This window comes from Nocardia sp. BMG111209, from assembly GCF_000381925.1.
Lineage (GTDB): Bacteria > Actinomycetota > Actinomycetes > Mycobacteriales > Mycobacteriaceae > Nocardia.
The window spans coordinates 1,573,376-1,594,154 of record NZ_KB907308.1; the positions used below are offsets into that span (position 1 = coordinate 1,573,376).

The 20,779-nt window shown below is 69.5% G+C and carries 16 protein-coding genes and 1 pseudogene; 3 read left to right on the forward strand and 14 right to left on the reverse strand.

Going from position 1 to position 20,779, the window contains the following annotated elements; genetic code table 11:
• Positions 1-99 precede the first annotated feature (99 nt).
• On the reverse strand, positions 100-2,007 hold the full coding sequence (locus G361_RS51655) for an ESX-1 secretion-associated protein (protein ID WP_081635645.1): 1,908 nt from the start codon (positions 2,005-2,007) through the stop codon (positions 100-102).
• 263 nt (positions 2,008-2,270) lie between these two features.
• On the opposite strand from G361_RS51655, the gene G361_RS45475 reads away from it, so the two are divergent.
• Positions 2,271-2,702 carry a YbaB/EbfC family nucleoid-associated protein gene (locus G361_RS45475; protein ID WP_019930949.1) on the forward strand — a complete coding sequence of 144 codons (432 nt, stop codon included), beginning with the start codon at positions 2,271-2,273 and terminating at the stop codon, positions 2,700-2,702.
• Between the two features lie 8 nt (positions 2,703-2,710).
• Here the strand turns inward: G361_RS45475 and G361_RS45480 are convergent, their stop codons facing one another.
• Entirely contained in the window at positions 2,711-4,129 is a 1,419-nt protein-coding gene (locus tag G361_RS45480) for an MFS transporter (RefSeq protein WP_019930950.1), read from the reverse strand.
• Positions 4,126-4,771 (reverse strand): annotated as a pseudogene (locus G361_RS47855) (L-histidine N(alpha)-methyltransferase). Before G361_RS47855 ends, G361_RS45480 begins: the two are co-directional and overlap by 4 nt.
• A gap of 165 nt (positions 4,772-4,936) precedes the next feature.
• On the opposite strand from G361_RS47855, the gene G361_RS49835 reads away from it, so the two are divergent.
• The gene (locus G361_RS49835; RefSeq protein WP_155981860.1) at positions 4,937-5,494 is read left to right on the forward strand and encodes a hypothetical protein; all 558 of its coding nucleotides are present in this window, start codon (positions 4,937-4,939) and stop codon (positions 5,492-5,494) included.
• 587 nt (positions 5,495-6,081) lie between these two features.
• On the opposite strand, the gene G361_RS0130615 is transcribed toward G361_RS49835, so the two are convergent.
• The 8 genes from G361_RS0130615 to G361_RS0130650 form a co-directional block, all read right to left on the reverse strand.
• Entirely contained in the window at positions 6,082-8,679 is a 2,598-nt protein-coding gene (locus G361_RS0130615; protein WP_019930953.1) for a hypothetical protein, read from the reverse strand.
• Positions 8,680-8,686: 7 nt separating this feature from the next.
• The gene (locus G361_RS0130620) at positions 8,687-9,004 is read right to left on the reverse strand and encodes a hypothetical protein (protein WP_019930954.1); all 318 of its coding nucleotides are present in this window, start codon (positions 9,002-9,004) and stop codon (positions 8,687-8,689) included.
• Between the two features lie 34 nt (positions 9,005-9,038).
• On the reverse strand, positions 9,039-9,392 hold the full coding sequence (locus G361_RS0130625) for a hypothetical protein (protein WP_019930955.1): 354 nt from the start codon (positions 9,390-9,392) through the stop codon (positions 9,039-9,041).
• Positions 9,393-9,409: 17 nt separating this feature from the next.
• Entirely contained in the window at positions 9,410-10,075 is a 666-nt protein-coding gene (locus G361_RS45490; protein ID WP_019930956.1) for a hypothetical protein, read from the reverse strand.
• Complete coding sequence (locus G361_RS0130635) at positions 10,072-10,398, reverse strand: hypothetical protein (protein ID WP_231387162.1); 327 nt, start codon at positions 10,396-10,398, stop codon at positions 10,072-10,074. The genes G361_RS45490 and G361_RS0130635 overlap by 4 nt, the downstream gene beginning before the upstream one ends.
• A gap of 5 nt (positions 10,399-10,403) precedes the next feature.
• On the reverse strand, positions 10,404-11,909 hold the full coding sequence (locus G361_RS0130640; RefSeq protein ID WP_155981861.1) for a PPE domain-containing protein: 1,506 nt from the start codon (positions 11,907-11,909) through the stop codon (positions 10,404-10,406).
• A gap of 43 nt (positions 11,910-11,952) precedes the next feature.
• Complete coding sequence (locus G361_RS0130645) at positions 11,953-13,488, reverse strand: hypothetical protein (protein WP_155981862.1); 1,536 nt, start codon at positions 13,486-13,488, stop codon at positions 11,953-11,955.
• A 129-nt stretch (positions 13,489-13,617) separates the two neighbouring features.
• Complete coding sequence (locus G361_RS0130650) at positions 13,618-14,109, reverse strand: hypothetical protein (RefSeq protein ID WP_155981863.1); 492 nt, start codon at positions 14,107-14,109, stop codon at positions 13,618-13,620.
• Between the two features lie 453 nt (positions 14,110-14,562).
• Here G361_RS0130650 and G361_RS0130655 point away from each other — a divergent pair, with 453 nt between their 5' ends.
• Positions 14,563-15,729, forward strand: coding sequence for a transglycosylase SLT domain-containing protein (locus G361_RS0130655; RefSeq protein WP_019930961.1), 1,167 nt, complete (start codon positions 14,563-14,565; stop codon positions 15,727-15,729).
• A gap of 9 nt (positions 15,730-15,738) precedes the next feature.
• On the opposite strand, the gene G361_RS47430 is transcribed toward G361_RS0130655, so the two are convergent.
• From G361_RS47430 to G361_RS0130675, 3 genes are all read right to left on the reverse strand, one after another.
• Positions 15,739-17,373: an NlpC/P60 family protein gene (locus G361_RS47430; protein WP_155981864.1), complete on the reverse strand. Its 1,635-nt coding sequence runs from the start codon at positions 17,371-17,373 to the stop codon at positions 15,739-15,741.
• Between the two features lie 86 nt (positions 17,374-17,459).
• Positions 17,460-18,359, reverse strand: a complete 900-nt coding sequence (locus tag G361_RS0130670; RefSeq protein WP_019930964.1) for a hypothetical protein — start codon at positions 18,357-18,359, stop codon at positions 17,460-17,462.
• Positions 18,360-18,425: 66 nt separating this feature from the next.
• Positions 18,426-20,750, reverse strand: a complete 2,325-nt coding sequence (locus G361_RS0130675; protein WP_155981865.1) for a hypothetical protein — start codon at positions 20,748-20,750, stop codon at positions 18,426-18,428.
• Between the last annotated feature and the right edge of the window lie 29 nt (positions 20,751-20,779).

Sequence of the window (20,779 nt, forward strand, 5' to 3'; positions counted from 1 at the left end):
CGTCGTCGCCACTGCCCACGGTGAGATATTTGCCGGGCGGCAGTGTCTCTGTGTTGCCCAGCGAATCCGCAGGATATTTGGGTTCCGGAAGGCCGCCCATCAGAACCTGTCCGTAGCCACACTCGGCGGCGTATCCGCCTGCGGCGCACTGACTCCGGTCCGCGGCGGGATCGCACCGGCCGCCGGTCCGTCGGTGACCGGAGCGGCCACCGTACCCGACACCGTCTGCACCGCGACCCGCTCCTCGGGCGCGGCCACCGCGGCCGGGGCCGCCACGAACTGCGGGTGCGCCGTGATCTGGTCGTACACGTAGAGCGCGTCGCGCAGCGTCTGCCGCGACTCGCCGCCGCCCGCCAGCAGCAAGGCCAATTCGTTGCAGCGCCGCTCGAAGACCATGGTGCGCAGCACGGCTCCCTCGTCGTCGATGCGCAGCCCGCCCAGGTCCACCCGGCCGACGTCGACGCGGCGGGACAGCATGGACGCGGCCAGCAGATCGTCGGCGTCGCGCAACTGATCCCAGAGCATCCGCTGCACCGGCTGCCCGGCCTGCACCATCGCCAGGATGCGGCCGCGTACCGCGCGGGCCTCGACGGCCTCCGGCGGGGTGGCCGTCGAACGGCCCACCTGCGCGTGCGCCTCGGTGGCCAGGGTCAGGCATCGCGCGCGGACTGCCGAATCCGGAACCGTCGCAACCCTTTCCAAGGCCGCGGCCGAGCCGAACAGGCCCAGCCGGTCGACGGTGTCCGGGGTCGGATGACGCAGGTCGACGTCGTACATCGGACCGACCATGCCCTGCATCGGCACATCGTTCATCTGCATGCGCAGACCGGAGTCGATCGGCAGGGAGGACACCAGCGCCGAAAGCTTCGCCCCGGCCTTCGGTCCCCACGACAACCCGAACTCCACCAGCACCCGGGCCGGATCGGCCACACCCTCCCACGGCGACCCGCCGTCGGCCGCGAGCAGTTCGTCCCACATCCACGGGCTGGACACCTCGCGGGGCAGGAACAGCCCGGCCGGCAACCAGCCGCGGCCCTCGTTGGACGTGATGAACACGCCGGCCCCGGCCGGACCGCGCATCACCGAAACCGCCCAGTTCATCCCGACCGGCGAATCGACCGCCGCGAGCACCGCACCCAGCAGGGTGCGGGCCAGGACGAGATCGCTGCTCGCGTCCGCGTTCACGACATAATCCGGCTCGCGGTCCCGGTTCGCCGCGGCGGCGACCGCCGCCGCGAACGGGCTCATCATCGGCATCGGCGCGCCGACACCGGCACCGTCGCCCGTGCCGTCGGTCTGCGCCTGCGCGCCCGCCGTCGGGCCCGACGGCGGACCGGAGGGCCCACCGCGGCCGTCGTCGCCGACACCGGCCATCACGCCGGGACCGCCGGTCCCGCCCACGCTGTCCGGCCCGGACACCGGTGGCCGATCGTTGAGGAACGGCGCCTGGGCGCCCTGGCCCGGCAGGCTCGGCGACTCACCACCGGGACCGGCGGGCGACTCGCCACCGGGTCCGCCCCCGGGACCGCCACCGGGTCCACCGCCGGGAGGACCACCGGCCGGTCCGCCGGCGGGGCCACCACCGGGTCCACCGCCGGGTCCGCCGGGGGGAGCACCGACCGGTCCCCCGTCGTGGCCGATCGGCGAGGTGTCGGGCTGCGAGTGGCTCGGGTCGGTCGGGATGTGGTCGCCGAACGGGTTCGCGGCGCCGCCGATCGATTTGGCGCCGTGCTGGTCGGCCAATTCGTAGGCGTGCGCGGCGTCCCGCAGCGCCTTCGCGGTCTTGTCGTGATCGCCCGCCATCGCCTCACCGGCGTGCTGCCGGGCGGTGTAGTAACTCTCGAGCGCATGCCGGACCGGATCGGCGATCTTCCCGTAACTGTCCTGGAATCCGTCCAGCCACGCACGCGGGGGTTTGGCCCACTCCCGGGTGTCCGCCGCCGCGCGATCGTGCTGGTTCGCCAGATGCCGCAGTACCTCAGGGTCGATATCCAAGCGGTCAGGCATGTGCGATCAACTCCCTTCGGCCACCCCGACTCGACTCATTGTCGAGCCTTCCCAATCGTGGGGAACGAATTCGGACCGCGGCGCCGCTCCTGATACGGGAACACGAGTGCGGCCGGCCGCACTACGATCAGCTGATCCGGCACAATCGCCGGCGCGAGTTCACGCACCCGATCCGGTGTGGACCACGACCACGGGACCATTTTCCGGTGCGCCGACCGAGCCGAGTCGATGCCCGAATCTCGCACGCGCAAGGAGTTGTTCGTATGGACCGCTGGGAACGTGAGGGATTGCGTTCGGCCAACAACGGACTGCGTAATCAGGTCGACCGGATGACGGACGATTTCGAAGAGCAGCGCGACAAGCTGGCGCAGGCCTACCGGCAGGTGGAAAGCCTTCGGCTACAGGCGATCTCGGCGGATCAGCTGGCGGAGGTGGTCGTCGACGGCAGCGGTGTGGTGGCCGAGGTGCGATTGACCGCGGCGGCGACGCGCGCCACGCCGGAACAGTTGGGCCGATCGATCACCGAGGCGGCGCGCGAGGCCGCGCGGCTGGCCGCCGAGCGCGTGGCCGCGCTCACCGCCGAGGCTGCCTCCGGGTTGGAATCCTTGCCCGATCTGACGGATTTCGCACCGGAAGCGCCGAGCCTGCGCTCGATCCGGGACTGGCTCGGCCGGACGGGCGAGGATCGGCCGTAATCGCGGGCTCAGCGCCGGCCGCGCCGCGGCACGGTCGCGGCCAGTGCGGCCGCGGCCAGCAGCGCACCGGCACAGATCCACAAGGCCGAGGCGAATCCGGCGCCGACCGCGTCGAATCCGGACCGACCGGAGATTCCCACCAGTGCGGGCAGGCCGGCCACGGCGAGCAGGCTCGCGGCGCGGGCCGCGGCGGTGTTCACCCCGGACGCGGCGCCGACCTCCGGGCCCCGGATCGAGGTGAACAGCGCCGAGGTCAACGGCGCGACGAACAGCGCGAATCCCGCGCCGACGGCCAGCGCCCCGGGCAGCACACCACCGCAATACGAAGTGCTGCTGCCTATTCCGGTGAGCAGCATCGCGCCGCCGGCGGCCACCACCAGCCCGGCCGCCATGGGCGCGGACGGGCCGTGCCGATGCGCGGATCGCTGCGCCCAGCCCGACAGGGCCGGGGCGAGTGCCGCGATCGGGGCCGTGGCCGCACCGGCGGCGAGCGCGGAATACCCTGCGACCGTCTGCAATTGCCAGCCGAGCAGGAATTGGATACCGCCCAGCGCCCCGTAGGCCAGCACGGTGACCACGGTCAGCATGCCGAAGACCCGGCCGCGGAACAGCGTGCGGGGTATCAGTGGATATCTGCCGCGTACCTGCCGCGCCACGAACATCGCGAGCAGCACCGCCCCGGGCAGCAACAGGACCGGACGTCCCGCGATCAGTCCGTAGGTCGGAATCGCCAGCCCCGCGACGAGCAACGACGCCCCGGGCACATCCACGCGATCGGCTCCGACGATTCGGGATTCGGGCATCGGCAACAATGCCGTGCCCGCCGCGAGCAACGCCGGCGGCAGTTCGAGCAGGAACACCGTCCGCCAGCCGAGGACCTCCAGCAGCCGGCCACCGAGCACCGGCCCGGCGGCGGTGACGATCCCGGTCGCCCCGGTCCACACCCCGATCGCCGTGTTCAGGTCGCGTGGATCGATGGCAGCCGAGAGTACGGCCAGACTGCCCGGCGTCACCAGCGCCGCCGCGGCGCCCTGCGCCACCCGCGCGGCGATCAGCGTGTCCAGATTCGGGGCCAGCGCGCACAGCAGCGAAGCGACCGCGAAACCCACCGCGCCCCAGACGAATATGCGTTTGCGGCCGAATCGGTCCCCGAGTGAGCCGCCGGGCAGCAACAGTGCCGCCAGCGCCACGGTGTAGGCGCCGATCACCCATTGCATCCCGGCGACATCGGTGTGCAGCGCGGCGCCGATGTGCGGCACCGCGACCGGGGTCAGTCCGGCATCCAGCCCGGCGGCCGACCAGCCGAGCACGGTGGCTGCCACCACCCGCAACCCGGTGGCGGATCGCAACCGGACCGGCATGGGCAGGCGTGGCAACGGCACCGTGACGTCGGCACCGGCGGTGGTGGCCTCGACGGCCTCGATCACCGCGTGCTGCCGAGCACCAGTGCGAACCGGTCGTCGGGATCGGTCCAGCTGCGCTCTGTCCGGAAACCGGCCTCGTCCAGTTCGGCCCGGAACGCGTCCAGCCGGAATTTGGCCGAGATCTCGGTGCGTATCTGCTCACCCGCGGCGAACGGAACCGCAAGTCCGAGCTCGCGGAGGACGACCGTATGCTCCTCGATCGCCTCGAGCCGCATCTCGATCCACTCGTTCTCGCTGTCCCACAACGCGATGTGCCGGAACCGATCCAGGACGAAGTCGGCGCCGAGCCGTTCGTTCATCACGCGTAACACGTTGCGGTTGAACTCCGCGGTGACCCCGGCGGCGTCGTCGTAGGCGGGCACCATGACCGCCGGGTCGACGGCCAGGCCGACACCGAGCAACAGCTGCTCGCCCGGGTCCAGGATCGCATGTACCGGCGCGCAGCAGGGCTCGCTCGGTGCGGGTCGGGTGGTACTCCGGCAGCTCGGTGATGGCGTCGAACAGCTTGCTGCCGCGCGCGTCGTAGAACCACTTGGAGGGCAGCGATTTCCGACTCGCTGTCAGTCCGGTGCGGACATCGGCGCGCAGGGCCGCGTCCAGATCGTCGTCGGAGAGTTGCACATCTGTGCGGGCGACAGTCGACACGTGGGATCCTTTGTGCGCGAGAGAGTTTCGGATGTCGGAAGTAGGTAGGGGACCCGGCGGGAGCTCCGCCGTCGCCTCGGGTCCATCCGGAATCCGGCCACCGTGCGACGCACCGCCTCCGCGACCGCCGCGGTGGAGCGGCCCCGGAAACGGAAGGCCGCACCGATGTCGACGTATCCGAACGTCTCGGTGATCTCCGTACCCGGCGCCGGGACCGAGCCGGTGGTACGGCGCGAACTCCGCCGGCACGTCGAGGCGGGTCCCGACCACGGTGCACGGCGGTGTCACCGGCGGGTGGATGAGCAACTCACCGACCACCCAGCCGTCGGTCAGCGGCTCGGCCGCGGGGCGCCGCCCCAGGTTGATGTCGACGGCCGAGCCGACGAGATCGTGGCCGTGCACCTCACGCCACAGGTGTGTGGTCTCACCACCGGCGAAGCGGGCGGCCACCTCGAGGAACTGCGGTTGTGGGATACCGTGTTCCTCACTGAGGAACAGTTCCAGATGGAAGACTGTCGCCACGTTATTGCTGAGCGCTATGAGAACGGAAGAGGCGAACTCTTTCAGAGCTTCCAGCAATGGCTCTTCGTCGATCTCGATATAGCCGAGACTTTCACCGCCGTTAGCGAATTCGATACAGGCGCCCCGATAGGCCGAAGCGCTCCAGGCACCGAGTTCGGTCCCAGATGCGATTCGGCGGCCAGGTCCGGAAGTTTCGCGTGATCCGCCGGGCCGTCGAGCCGGACGATGCCGGCACTGCCCGCACCCAGCCGCGGCTTGACGATCAGCGGATAACCGTGCTCACGCGCGAATTCGGTCACCACCGAGGAGTCCGGCGCGGCCCGGAACGCCGGCGCCCGCACGGCCGCGGCACGCTGGAGCGATTCCGGGACAAGCTGATCATGGGCGAGTGCGTCGCCGCCGCAGGCATTCCGGCCCCTCCCGGTGCGAACGCCCCGGACACCGCCGCGATTCCGGCGTTCGGCGAGACCCACGGCCGGCCGGTCATCGTGAAACCGCGGCTCGGCGCCTCCAGCCGGGACGTGGTCCGCGTCGACTCCCCCGACGAGGCACGGCCGTTCACCGAGCCCGCCACGGAACCCCTTCTCGTACAAGCGTTCTGTCCCGATCCGCTCCTGCACATCGACGGGCTCCGCGGCCGCCTCTCGGCTGGACTGCGCGCCCGCCGATCCGGCGCGCTTGCCGGTCGGCGCCACCTCGGCGCCGGCCTGATCGGGCCGAAACCTTCCACCGGAGCCTCGCCCGCTGTCGCGGAGCGGGCTCGGCCCCGGCGGAGCGCCGGGCGGGCGTCAGTACCGTCGGGTGCTGATCGCGGCCCGCTGTGCAGCTGGATCCATTGTGGGCGTTGCCGTTCCGGACAGAGCGGGGTGCTCGGTGAGCTGTCCGTGCGCGTAGACCACGTCGCGGAGCACCTGCCGACTCGGGTCCTCGGCGAGGAACAACATCAGCTCGTTGCAGCGGCGCTGGAAGGTCAGGGCGCGCAGCGCCGCGAGTTCGGCGACGACGCGGCTGTCCTGCTCGGATCGTAGCTCTCCCAACGGAATTCGCGACACATCCAGCCGGTGGGTGAGCGTCGTGGCGGCCAGCAGGGCATCCGCGTCGCGCAACTGCTCCCAGTGCTCCTCCGGCACCGGGCGGCCTCGACGCAACCCGTCGAGAATCCGCTGCCGGATGCCGGGCACGTCGAGCGCGGCCACCGGCACCTGACCGGTGCGCCCCACCCGGCTGTGACCGTCGCGCGCGAATTCGCGGCAGCGGCGCGCGATCGCTTCGGCGGGGAGGTTCTCGACCCGGTCCAGCAGTGGCTGCGCGGCGACCAGGCCCAGCCGATCCACCAGGCCCGGACCGGGTTCGGCCAGATTCATCTCCGTGCCGGGGCCCACCTCACCCTCCATCGGCACCTCGGCGAATCCGGCGCGCAGCCTCGGGTCGATCGGCTGTGACGAGACCAGCGCCGCGAGCCGGGCGCCGGAGCGGGCGCCCCAGGCCACGGTGAATTCGGCGAGGATCCGGGCCGGATCGGCGACGCCCTCCCATCCGGATCCGACCGAGACCTCCCACAGCCACGGGGTGGACACCTCGCGAGGCAGGTACAGCCCGGTCGGCAGCCATCCTCGCCCTTCGGTGGAGGTGACGAAGGCCGACACCCCACCCGGATGCCGCAGCACCGCCGCCGCCCAATCCGGTCCCATCGCCGAATCGGCAACGGCAGCAAGGATTCCCGACAGCAGTGTGCGGGCCAGCACGAAATCGCCGTTCACCCGCTCACCGAGCAGGAAGGCCGGGGTGGCGGCCGCGATCATCGCGGCGCCGACGGCCGCACGGACCCCGTCCGCCCCGTCCCGGTCCTCGTCGGAACGGGCGCCGTGCCCGGTGATGTCCTTCGCCGCCGGCGTCGCCTTGCCCGGGGCGCCGGCGACCGGCACCGGACCGGGATGTCCGGGCGACCCGACCGCACCGGGCGCGGTGATCTTGGGGCCGGCGCTCTGCGCGGTGCGCGGGTCCGATCCCGGATGCGCTGCGGCAGCGGCGCTTCCGGCCGCGACGGCCGCCGCGGCACCGGGCGCCGCGACGGCCGCCGCGGCCGGCAGATCGGACGGTGGTGCGAACACCGCTGGATGGCCCATCGTCACGGCCGGCCCGGCGGCCGCGATACCCGCGGCCAGGTCCAGGGGCGACAGCTCCTCGCCACCGGAAACTCCCTCCGGCACACCGAGTTCGGCGGGTTCACCGGTGTGGCCGGCCGGCGGCTCACCGCCGGTCTGGTAGCCGCCGGCCTCCGCCGCGATCTGCCCGCCCGGGGCGCCCGGCTCGTACCGGCCCGGATCATATTGCTCCGCAGGCACTTCCGTCGGCTCGACGGGGCCGCCGGACCAGCCCGGATCGGCATAGCCGCCGCCCGGGCCCGCGCCGGCTTCGTAGTCGTTCCCCGCGGTGTACCGGCCGGGCACGGGCCCGGCATATCCGGACGAAGCCGTCGGCTCCGTCACGCCGGGCGTATACCCGTCGTCATCGGAACGGTTGTCGCCGGAACCGTCATAGCCGGGGCGGTCGTACCCGGATACCGGCCCCGCGTCGTAGGCGGGGTTCGTGCCGTCGTAGCTCGGCGCCCCCTGATCCGGGTAGGCCGGATCCATCGCCATCCGGTTCAACGGCTCCGCGTCGGGATCGAGCAGGTGCAACAGCAGATCCGCCAATGCCCTGGGCCCGGAACCCACCGGCAGCGGCCCCGGCTGCCGCAACCGGGGATCGGCGAAGAGGTTGTGCAGCGGATTCTGTTGCCCCGGCACGTGCGGACGTCTGGAGCCGCCCGGGCCGGTGCCCGGCCCGACACCCGGTCCGCTGCCCAGCGTCCACGGGCCCGGCACCCCGAGCAGATCCGCGATCAGCGACAGCCCGGGCATTCCCTGTGGACTCACCGATGTGCGCGCCGCCGCGATGACATCGTCGACCTCGGCCGCGGCGCGGCCGATGATGCCGCCGACCGCCGTGCGGCGCTGCTCCTCGGTCCGGTCGTCGTCGTGACCGATGGACTGCGCCTTGCGGATCCGGGCATCCGCGGCGTCGACGATGTCGAGAATCCGATGCCGGGTCCGGTAGACCAGCGACGACATGTCGCCGAAGGTGTCGGCCGCGGCGGTCAGCGCCTGCGAGTAGACGCCGAGATTGCCCTGCTGCGTCCGCATTCCGTCCTTGATCGGTTGCAGGCTCCGGCTGAACCGCACCCGATCGTCGAAATTCCGCCGGGCCGCGCCGACGTCGTGCAGATCCAGGTTGTCGGCGGTGGTGCGGGTCGCCGTCTCCAGCCCGCTCCAGGTGCCGGGACCGATCTCCGGCCAGTTGCCGCGGACGATCTCGTTCCAGTACGGGCTGTCGTGCGGGGCCATTCGGCGGTCACACCGGTTCGGTGCCGGCCACCATGAGGCCGCCGAGGATGTCGGTGCCCGCCAGCGCGTCCACCGCCTTGACCGCGTCCAGGAGGATGGTGTCGCTGCGGCCGTCGTCGGTGGTGACCGAATCGCCGAAAGCGGAGACGATCCAGTCCAATTTGCCGACCAGATCCCGATCCAGCGGTGAATCCGCCCGCGCGGGCACCGTCAGGCCGTCGACCGTGTCCGACACCTGTCCCGTATACGTCGTCGCGGAGCCGGTGAACTTCACGGCGCCCAGGACCACCTCGGTCGCTTCGTCGATGTCCAGTTTGTCGACCATGCCTACTGTCCCGTCTGTGGAGGTGCGGATCGAATCAGGATCCGGCGGAACCGAATTCGGCCAGTTCCATGGCCCGGTACGCGGCTTCGGTGGGCAGGTCGAACGAGTCGATGGTGTAGGGGCGAGTGCCGTTGTGCTCCATCTCGGCTCGCAGCCCGACGCGCGACTTCAGATGTGCCAGACGGGCTGTCCGGAGGATCTCGGCGGACAGCCACGTCTCGCCGTTGTCGCAGGCGTCGTCGGTGATGTGCATGCCGACGATCTCACCGTCGCGATTGCACGCCACCCCCACGCTGTTCTCCGGATTGAACACCTCGTAGATCAGGTTCCGCCAGTCGGGCTCGGCGCCCCGCTCGTCGAGATCGTCGAAGTCGTAGCTCCCGGTCACGTGAAACTCCTTGTCGCTCAGGCCGATTCCGCAGCCGATTCCAGCTGTTCGGTCAGCAGTGCCCAGCCACCGTCGTCCACGGTGAGCACCAGCCGCAACTGCCAGAACCGGCTGCCGATGTACAGTTCGCCGGAGCCGTCGCTCTCGACCTCGAGGCGGTCGGGACTTTCCGCGACCGGGTTGAGGGTCACGGTGGTGGCCGGGGGCCGGCGGTCGTCCACCGTGAACAGGGTCGCGCTGCCCCCGGGGATGAAGGTCTGGCGGCACCGCTCGCCGGCCGAGACCGCCAGTCCCCCACTGTTGGTGGAGACGGTGTTGTCCGGATTCAGCAACAGTTGCATCAGCCAGGCGCGGGCGACCGGCTCCGGACGCGAGGCGTTGATGGCGAGCGTGTACGCCACCGACAAGTCGACCACCAGCACCGTCTCCTGCGCGGTGACACCGACGACCACCAGCCGGCGCGACGTTCCGTTCGGGTACGGCAGATCGTCGGCCGGGAAGGACTGCACCGCCGCGCCGATACCGCCCGAGGGATAGGCCGAGACCTCACCGGTGGCGACCGCCACGGTGTAGGCGGCGACCGGCGCGGACGACCGCTCGCCGACGCCGATGAGCCGGACCAGCCCCTCGTCGTGCAGCCACCGGATGGTGTCGGCGACGGTGACCTCGCTCGGCGCGGTCATGAGTGCTGTGCGGGAACGCTCGCCTCGGGCGCGTTCCACGTCTCGTTGTCCATCAGGGTCCGGTACTGCAGACCGGCGTCGACGGTGCTCTCCCGGATCGCGGTCATGATCTCGGTGACCAGTTCCGCGCCGGTGAATTTCGTGGTCGTGCCGGGCGCCAGGTAGAGGCTGGTCAGTCTGCCCATGGCATCGACCTCGGGAACCACCGTGCCACCGGGCGACGGCCGCCGGGCCCGGATACCGTCGATGCGCTCGCGCAGATCGGCGATCCGGTGCCGCAGTTCCCGCGCGGCGTCCAGCGCCGCCTGCACGTCGGGATGCATATCGTTCACGCGCTTCCTCCGGAGTGGGTCTGATTTCCGATGCCGGGTGTGGTCGGCGGCGTCGCGGTCGGCGCAATCGTCGGTTTCTCGCCGATCACCTGCTCGGTGTACGGGGTGTCGTCGACGTACATCAGCCGATCCGGATGCCAGGCGACCACTCGGTTGCGATCATTGCCGCTGCCGCCGCCCGCACCGCCCATCCCGCCCATCGGCATCATCGGCATGTAGGGCATGCCGCCGCCCGCCGCGGTGCCGGCCCGGGCCGTCGCGGCCGTCGCCGCCGATACCGGTTCCGACACCGCGGCACGCGCGGCCGTCGACGCGACCTGGGTGTTGAGACCGGCCGTACTCGCCACCATCGGCATCGCGCCGACGTTCACGGTGTCGAGGCCGTTGCCACCGCCGCCCGAACCGCCACCGCCACCGCCACCGCCGTCCAGCGAGCCGGGAATGCTGGGATACCCGTAGCCGTCGAGCCCGGATTCGCCCAGGGCATCGGCATTCTGGGCGTTCTGGCCGGTGAGACCGTTGGCGCCCTGGCCCATCGAGCCCATCAGGCTCGACAACATCTGCATGAGACTGCTGGCGTCGCTGGAGCTGCCGCCGGAACTCGTACCGCCGGTACCGGTTCCGGTGCCCGACGTCGAGGTGGAGCCGGTGCCCGTCCCGGTACCGGAGCCCAGCTTGCTGCCGACCGTCGAGGTGTAATCGGTGAACGCCTGCTGTGACTGCGCCATCACCTCTTGATATTTCGCCAGCGCCGTCGCCAGCCGCGCCTTGTCCTTACCCTTCATCGCCGCGAGCAGTTCCTTACGCGCGGCGGCGATCTCCTGCGGGGTCGGATGCCTGCTCTTGGCCGTACTGAAGGCATCGGTGTAGGAGTCGATGTTGTCCGCCAGCCCGGACAGGTGGGAACCGTACCGGTCCAGCGTGTTCCGATGCTGCGACACCTCGGTGGCGGCGAGCGGCCCGCCCGTCGACCAGTTCTGGAGAGTGTTCGCCGCACCGTCCAACTGCCCGATGGTGCCGGCGTGCGTGGTGCTCAGATAGTCGCGGATCGACCCGGCGAAGGCGGTGGCCGGCCCGATTCCGGGCCCGGTGTGCAACTGCTGGGCGAAGGTCATCGGATCGACCGCGCCGCTGCTCGGGCCGCCCGGCGGCGCCAGCCGGAAGTCGTGTGGCAACTGCGCCGACACCGGATTGACCGCGATCGGACCGCCACCGGCGTCGGCGATCCGCTGTCCGCCCTCGGCATCCGCGGCCGTGTAATCGGCGGCCGACGTACCGATCTTGTACGCGGTCCGATGAATCCCGTTGAGCGTGTCCAGGGTTCCGTTGAAGATCGACTCGGTCTGCCCGTTGAGGAACGGCACCGCCGCCGCCGACACCGGATCGGCGCCCGCGTGCTGCACCCATCCCGCGGGCAGCGATTGTCCGGTGGTGTGGGCGGTCCCCGCGAGCGTCGACGCCAAGCCCAGCAGCTCCTGCGGATCCACGTTCAGCTCCGGCACGACAAACCTCCTCTCCCGGTCCGGCCTCCGGCGATCACGTCGGTCAGGCCGGCGCGACCGCCGGCACCGCGGCCGCCGCGGCGCCACCGGACGGATCGCCGGGAACCGCGGCCGCGCCACCGGATCCGGTATCGGTGGCGTTGGTGACCTCGATCCCGTTGGGATGCTGGAATCCGGTGAATGCCCCGAATTCGCCTGCCGCTCCCGACATGTCGGGGGCGAACGGCTTCAGCTGCCCGTCGACGATCACATCCAGCGTACCGTCCGTCCCGGAACCCATCACTCGAACGATCGCGGTCGCGTTCTCCCACGTGGCCACGTCGCCTGTCATCAACTGATACGGATCGACCGAGGCGCCGATCGTCTTCTTGTCGGCCCACTTCGCGGACGTGCCCGCGTACGCGGCCTGGGCGTCGGTGCTCTTCTGATTACCGAACGCCACGTCCAGGGCCTTGGCGACGGTGAGCGAGACCTTCTGGGTCTGACCGTCGGGGAATGTGTAGGTGACGGTGCCGTCCGCGTCCGGAGTGCGGGTTCCGGGGGCGTTGCCCGCCGGTTGATTCGACGTGGCGCCGCTGGTGGGCCCTTGTTGCGCGGGAGCGGATTGCGCGGGCGCCGACTGGGCGGGCGCCTGCTGCGCGGGCTGGGCCTGCGCATACGGCGGGTACTGGCCGTACCGATCGCCATAGGGGTCACGGCCGTACGGGTCCGTGTTCTGGCTCGGGTCGGTCAGCCCCCGGTTCTGCATCATCGACATCAGCATCGGCAACATGCTCATCAGCGAGCTGAGATCCGCCCCGCCGGTGTCGGCGCTGGCCGGGGTGGCGTTACCGGCGTTGTAGCCGTTACCGGTGCCGTCCGTGCCGGTACCCGTACCGGTCCCGGTGTTACCGAGACCGCCGGTGCTGCCGGTACTACCCGTGCTTCCGGCACTGCCGTACGGGTCGTAGGCCGACGTCGACCCGGAGGAGGTGCCCGCGCCGGTGGAGATGGGGGTGTAGCCGTCACCGGCCGAGGTCGATGTCGAGGTCGCGCCCGAGGTGCTGCCCGTCTGGCTCGCGGCGGGCGGATTGTAGGGCGAGGATGCGCTCTGGCTGGTCGAGGTGCTGCTGCCCGGCTTGGTCGGGTCGTCGCCGGGTTTGGTCTTGTTCAGGGCGTCGGCCGAGTCCTGCGCCGCCTTGTGGATGGATGCCAAATCCTTGGTGTAAGTGTCCCGGGCATCGGCCAGATAGCCGGTGACATACTCCAGTTCGGGCTGGTTGACCTTCGGCGGGGGGTTCGACGCCTGCGCCGTCAGATCGAGGATGAACTTGTTCAGGGCGGTCTGCAGATCGGTGGCCGCGTCTCCGTAAATCTTCACGGTGTCGAGTACTGTCTTGTCATTCGCGTTCAAGTCGATGGCCGTCTGCTGCAGGCTCGCCACGATCGCGCTGTAGTTCATTTGCAGCTGCGCGGTACCCGACAGATCCGACAAACTCGGATCGAAGGGGGTCAAGGAATCCAGAGTGGGAAGCTTCTTGTCATCCTTGCCGAGCCCGTAGTAGAGATCACCTATATTGTCGTACAACGACTGGAACATGCCGACGATACTCTGCGGCAATGCATACAGGTGCCAATTTTCCTGCGGTACATTCTGGTCTTTCAGTGCCTGTTGGATGCCGTCGGGGCTGGGAATCAACAGTTGCTGGAGATCCGGCATCGCTCACCCTCAGGCAGACACATAAGTCAACGGCTGAGTCGGAATCTGGCCCAGCCCTACCGCATTCGAACCACCGTCGCCCCCACCACCCATACCCGGCACAAAATTGGATCCGGCGGCCCACTTGGCACCGCTGTAGAGACCGTCCAACACACCGCCGCCGAACGTCTTGCCGGCATACCTCATCTTGACGAATTGATCCACGTCGGCGCCGTTCCGGACATCGCCGAGCAGCCCCTTGTTCCACTTGAAGTTCTGCCACAGCAGACCTTTCGCGGACTTGGAGGTACCCAGCAGCGAGTCATCGACGGCTCCGGTTATCTTCGGGGCGAATTTCCCGAGCAGCTTGGCTCCGACCTTACCGCCGATCCACTGCGCCCCGGCGCCCATGGCGGCGGACTCGGCGACATCTCCGAAACCGTGCAGATTACCGTTGATCCAATCGTCCGCGACGCTACCCGCCGCGGCGCCGATGAAACCGCCCGCGCCGGGCAGAATCATATTGCCGACGATCGGGGCCGCGATACTGATCGTCGTGCCGAGAGCGTGCTTCCACCAACTCATTTCGACTGCGCCCCTTCCGTCCGGCCGGAGCCGACGCCTGACCGAACGATCGCGAACGACACTCCCGGATGTGTCACGACTTCCTGCCGCGACGAAGCGGCTCCGAGCGTTTTCACAGCAGAGTCCACCTTCCAGCCGAGTGCCGGTGGGCGTCGATCGGCGGCGAACAGTTGTACTCATCCGCTCGATGGCGACCCACTCCTGGTGTTCATTCTGTTGGATTCCCATACCTGGGAACGGCGGTCGCGTACCGCGGGCAGCGATGATGGACACCGGTTACCGATCGCCACATACCCGATCGGGCCGCCGGCGTGACAGAAGGGAGGTACCCGTGCCGCTCCGATCCGGCTGCGTCGCCCACCACACCTTCGCGGCAACACAGCGTCGCCGATGACCCAGCCCCAGGACACCTCGGAACACCTGGAGCGGCAGGCCGATTCGCCGCCCAGCGCGGCGACCACGACCCAGCGGCGACCGGCGCGGTCCCGCCGCGGTAATCCACGGCCACCCCGGCCCGCGGCCGCGGTACCCGCACCCGACGCCCACCCCGGCCGGGCCCAGCAGGCGCCGAAGCCGACACCGAACGGCCCTTCCCCGACCCCCACCACGCTGGGCTCGGACTCCGGGGCGACGGCGCCGGCCGGCAGCGCCGGCATGCTCGGAGCGACCATGATGGCACTGTCCGCCATCTCCGCGCAGTTCGGCGACGGGCAGCCGACCGCGAACACCGGACAGCCCTACGCACCACCGAATCTGCCGACCGACGCTCCGACGGTGCCGATGTTGTGGGACGGCAACATCGGTGGCGGATATGCCACCGCCGCCACGGCCCGGTCCGGGAGCGCCACCGCGATGGAGCAATTGAACGCCGAACTCGCACAGCTGCTCCGGGGCTCGACCGACGACACCGCACGCGGCCGGGCCGTGATGGCCGCGATCGTCGCCGATGTCGACGCGGCGGTCACCGCGGTCGGACCGATCGAGAACACCTCGGCCGGAAGACAATTGCTCGCCTCGGCCCTGGCCGATGCCTTGCAGCGCGCGAACTCCACACTCGGACAGGGCGAGTCGGCCGCCGCGGTCACAGCGGACAAGGTGTCGGCACTGGCCGACCGCTACCTGAGCGCGGCGAACCGCGCGCGCACCGGTTATGCCTCCGCCCCACGCGGTTCCGGCGGGCCGCCACTGGCCCGGCCCTCCGGCCGGGTAGGCCAGTGGATCGGCGACGCGATGCAGATCCTGCGGGCCAGCGGGATCGACCCGCAACTGATGGATCCGGCGGCGATCGCGGCGATCATCGATCACGAGTCGGCGGGCAATCCCAACGCGATCAACAACTGGGACAGCAACGCGGCAGCCGGCCATCCGTCGAAAGGCCTTATGCAGACCATAGATCCGACGTTCAACGCATATGCGCTCCCCGGGCACACCAACGTATGGAATCCGGTGGACAACATCATCGCGGGCGTCCGGTACGCCATCCACCGCTACGGGTCGCTGGACAACGTCCCGGGCATCGTGAACATGCACCACGGCGGCCACTACGTCGGATACTGATCGCCGCGCTCAACTCCAGCGGCTGGCCGCGTAACTGCGCGGCAGGCCGATGATCTTGACGACGTCGCCGGTGTGCGGCGCTTCGATGCACTGCCCGTTGCCGATGTACATCATCACGTGGCCGGGACTGCCGTTGTTGAATTCGGCCGCCGGAAAGATCAGATCGCCGGGCCGGATGTCGGCGGGATTCACCTTCGGCAACTGCTGGTACTGCTGGCTGGCGGTACGGGGGATCGAGACGCCGGCGGAGGCGGCCGCGTACTGCACGAGACCGGAACAGTCGAAGGAATTCGGGCCTTCCGCTCCGTAGACATACGGCTTGCCCAATTCGCTCTCGGCGGTCGAAATAGCTTGCTGCGCGGCCGAACTCGCCGTCGAACTCGCGGTGAACGTGCCGTGGCCCCGGCTGCCGTGGAAGTTCGCCCGGTAGTCCTGGCCGGAGACGTTGTACACGTATTGGCGCGTCAGTTCGTTGATGGCCGCGGCGGTGCCCGCGGCGGACGAGCCGGTGTCACCGGCGATGACCTGAGCGTCGTGCAGGGCGGTGGCGAGCAGCGCGTGCACCCGGTACTGCCCGGCGACGGTCGTGGCGTCCGGGCCGATCTGGCTCAGCGCCGTGTTCACCTCGCTCAGCAGCCGGTCCATGTTGGCGCGATTACCCGACGTGACGCCGCCCAGTTCGTTCACGTAGGACACCAGCTTGTTGTCCAGGTTTCCGAACGCCGTGGATGCGGTGCGCTGATAGATCTGCTTGGCGTTCAGCGCGGCGGAAGCCGAACCGGACGACCCGGTGCCGCCGCCCGAACCGGTACCACCGGTCCGCGGCGCCGTAGTGCCGCCGGTCCCGGGCGAGGTGGTGTCGCCGGTACCGTGGCTGTCGGCCAGATCCTGCAACGCCTGCCGGGCCTGCTGCGCCTGCGGACTCGTTCCGCTCCCGCTGCCGGCACCCTTGCCGCTGCCCAGCCCGGACATCGCCGACAGGAGCGCCGGCAGCATGTTCAGCATGTCGGCGTTCGGTGCCGTCCCGGGCTGCTGCCCGGTCGAATCCGAATGCGCGGGCCGGTCGTTCGACGTGGAGCCGAACGGCGCGGTCCGGCCGGATACCGGCACGGTCGAATACGGCGCGGCACCGGAAGCAACAGCCGCGGGATGGGCCCCGGTGCCGCCGACGCCCGACGTGGCCGCACCCACCGTGCTGATCGGGCCGGTGCCGGTGGACCCGGCGGGATGCCCGGCCGATGCGGTGACAGCGGTCGGACTCGCGGCAGACGCCGTGCCGGTTCCGGTACCGGCGGTCGTGTCCGCGGCGGCAGTGGTCACCGGCCGCCCGTTCGCTGTCCAACTGCCCGGCCCACCGGTCTCGCTCGTCGCCGACACCACGGAGGCAGGCGAATTCCCGGCCGGGTCGGTGGACTCGCCCCGGGCCGGATCCGTGGCGACGAACGGATCGCCGACGTCGGCGCTGTCCGATCCGGTCGTCTCCACGTCCTCCCCGGATCCCGCGGCCGCCGGGGGACTGTCGCCTCGACGCTCGTCCACGCCGTCCGGTCCGCTCGTGGCCGGCACCGGGCTGCCACCGGCCGCGTCGCCCACATCCCTGCCGGACTGCCAGGGATGCGCGGCCCGGCCGCGATCCGTCCGCACCGTCCAGGGTGTCGCCGGAGCGGCCGTGATCGGGGACCCGGCAGGAGAATTCGTACCAGGATCCACTTCGTTGTGAGCGGGCTCCATCAGGATCCTCCGAGCACCCGCTTGACCCGGACGTCGCGATCCGACGGCATCGACTGCTCGGTCAACCGGCCCGAGGACGGGTCGTACGCGATGACCTGTCCCTTGTCCACGACGATTCCCACCTTGGTCGGGGTGTAGTTCTGGTATCCCCAATAGACCAGATCGCCCGCGGACACCGCCGAGGAGTCCACCCGCTGCCCGCAAAGACTTTGCGCGGCAATGGTATTCGGCAACAGCGTGGGTGCGGAGGGGTCGGCGCGCGGGCACGCGGTGCCCGATACCGAGCCGTAGGCGTTCCCGGTGCTTCCCGCGGTGGCCGTACTCCGCACGCTGCCCGAGGTCACCGGGTCACATCGCCCGGTACTCGCCACCGCCGACGCCTGGTACACCACACCGGCGGCCACCAGTGCCGGGTCGGTGAACTGTGGATTCGTGCCGGAGGCGGAGTTCGAGCCGTACGGAGGATTCAGCATCGCCATGGCCAGTTGCCGGGCGCACTGCGCCGAGTATCCGCTGTTGACGGTGAACAGGGCCGGCAACTGATAGGGCGCGGCACGCATCGCCGAGGCACAGGCCCGCTGCCAGTCCGACACCCCGGTCTCCCCGGCGTCGAAGGTCAGTTCCGCGTAGGGGTTGGTGGTCGGAATCTCGGTGCCCGACAGGGAATCCGCCCGTGTGGTCGGCGACGCCGCCGTGGTGACCGCACTCGTCTCGGTATCCGACGGGTCCGGCCCCACCGCGCTGTCACATTGATAGTGGAAGTCGGAGGCGCTCGAACCGACGACGCTGGCGGTGATCACCGCCAGGGAGACGAAAACTCCCCCGAATGCCCCGATCACCAGGATCGCGACCCACAACCAGGCCGGCACCAATGCGAACAAGACCAAGCGTTTGATCATCCAACCCTCCCGTGCGCTCCGGCGACCGGGCGGCATGCCCGTACCTGTTCACAGCACTGTTCTCCGCTATTGCATCAACCTGCTGACCGGTTGCATTCTGGCGATCGATGCCGGGTCCGTCATGATGTTCGGTCCCAATCGCGAGGGCGGCAACCGCTTCCACAGATCCGGATCGAAGCTGTCGCTGAGCTGAGCCTTCACGCCCTCGTTGCGCAGTTCGCGGAGGAGTTGCAGGTTCCAGGGAGTCGCGACCAGTTCGTCGGTCTTCTCGAGGATCCGTTTCGCGTGCTCGTTCGACAGGAACGCGCCGATGCGGCGGGCGCCGATGGCATCCACCGGGATGGTGGTCCCGCCGAGCACGAGCCCGGTGCCGCTACCACCGATCAGGTTCGTCAGATCGGTCATCTTCTTCTGGGTGGGATCGGCGAGGTAATCGTTGATCCAGCTCAGCTCGTCGTGTGTCACACCGTCGATGCCGCCCGGATTTGCCGTTCTGAAGGTGTAAGCGGCCGACTGGAGTACGGACATCGAGGCCGCGACATCCTCGGCGGAGGCATCACCGTTCAGATAACGGCGCACGATGTTGTCGCTCCGCTCGGTGGCCGCGGCCACTCGTGCGAGCCGTTCGTCACCGAGTTTGAAGCCGTCGGCGATGCGGGTCACCGTCCCCCACTCGTTGACGACGTGCCGCATGACCGAGACGTTGCTGAAGCCGGCTCCCATCAACGCACCCAGGAAATCGCCCTGCGTCGCTCCGATGTCCGACGCGTGCTGGAGCGCGGCCGCGGCCCCTCGCATCGTGTCGACTCCGCCGTAGGCTCGCGCACCCTCCAGGGCGGCATCCGCGAACAGCTTGCGATTGAGATACGACTGCACGTACATGCCGTTCGGGCCGCCGAAGTTGTCGCTGCCCCAGACACCCCACTGCGCCAGCGCGGCTCTTTTCTCCCTACGAGCGAACGGTGTCAGCGGATTACGTGTCCGGCCCATGAACCATGCCGTGGCCGGAGAATTGCTGACGGTGCTGAACGCGCCGAGGGTCGCGAGCATGCCCAGGTGCATTCCGCGGCTCGCACCGAGTTGCCCCATGCCTATCGCGGCCTGCGACCCGCTCGAGCCGCCCGCTCCGGGGCGCGCCATACCGTTCTGGATCGCCAGGGCGAAGCGGTTCGCGACGAAATCGTTGCCCTTCTCCAGGCTCTGGGTCAGCTTTTTGAGCTGCAGGATGGCGATGATCTCGACGATCGCACCGATCACGAAGACCGCCATCACCTGGCCCTGCGCCTCCTGGAACAGATCTCCCAGGAACAACAGGTAGACGCCGAGGAATATGACCTGGGCCGCCATCTTCGCGCCGGCGAAAAGCGAGTGGACGACATTGCGCACCAGAAATGTCTGCGGCGCACCGTAGATGAATCCCGCCGCGGCGAAACCGAATATGACGAGTATTCCGTGATAAACCGCGTCCAACGCCGACCAGATGATCTTGGTCGACAACACGACGGCGAACAACAACAGCAGCGTCCCCGCCAGCAACAGCAACAACCCGGCGCCGATCTGCCCGACGCTGGGACTGTTGGCGGAGCTGTAGGCCGCGCCGTCACCGCAGTTCTTCATCCCGCTACGAACCTGGTCGCCGTTGGCGGCCGCCATGGCCGAACTCCAGGCGGCGCGGCACGCCACCGAGTCGTCGACGACGTGCCCGAAATTCCAGACCTGCAACGGTTTACGAGCGAAATTGTCGGCCATCTGCTGTTGCATGACGACGACGAGCCGACTGGGATCGGTGGTGCTGGTGCCGTTGAGACCGGCGGCGACCTGGATGCCGAGATTGCGGCCCTGCGCCAGCGTGCCGTCCGAGGACAGCACATCGGCCAGCGGTTCGGCCAGGAACAGCGGGCCCAGCACCGCCACCATGATCATGGTGACCACCTGCATCACCGATTTCGCGTAGTACCCGCGAATCCAGAACCACGCCACGAAGAACGCACCGAGCGTCGCGGCCGTGACGAGCACGATCGGCAGGGCGATCTGACTGGTGAGCGATTGCGCCACGCCGTGCATCGGCGCGGCGAACAGGTCCAGCCACTTGAAACTCAGGGCGTAGCCGACGATCCAGATCCCGGTCGTCACGATGATCAGCCAGCCCGCGAATTCGAGGCTGATCACCGCGGCCAGCACCGTGGTGAACGGATGCAGCAGGCTGCCGTCGTTGGTGGCGAACGCGTAGTTCGACAGCGGCACCCCGGACGAATCCTGCACCGCCATCCAGCTGAGCGCGTTGTTGATCGAGGAGGTCGTCGACGTATCGGTCGTCGACGTGGTGGTCTGGGCCGTCGCGACGGCGCCCAGGATCGCCGGCACGACGAGCAACAGCAGGAAGGCCGCCACCACCCGGAACGTCCACCGCCGTCGGCGTG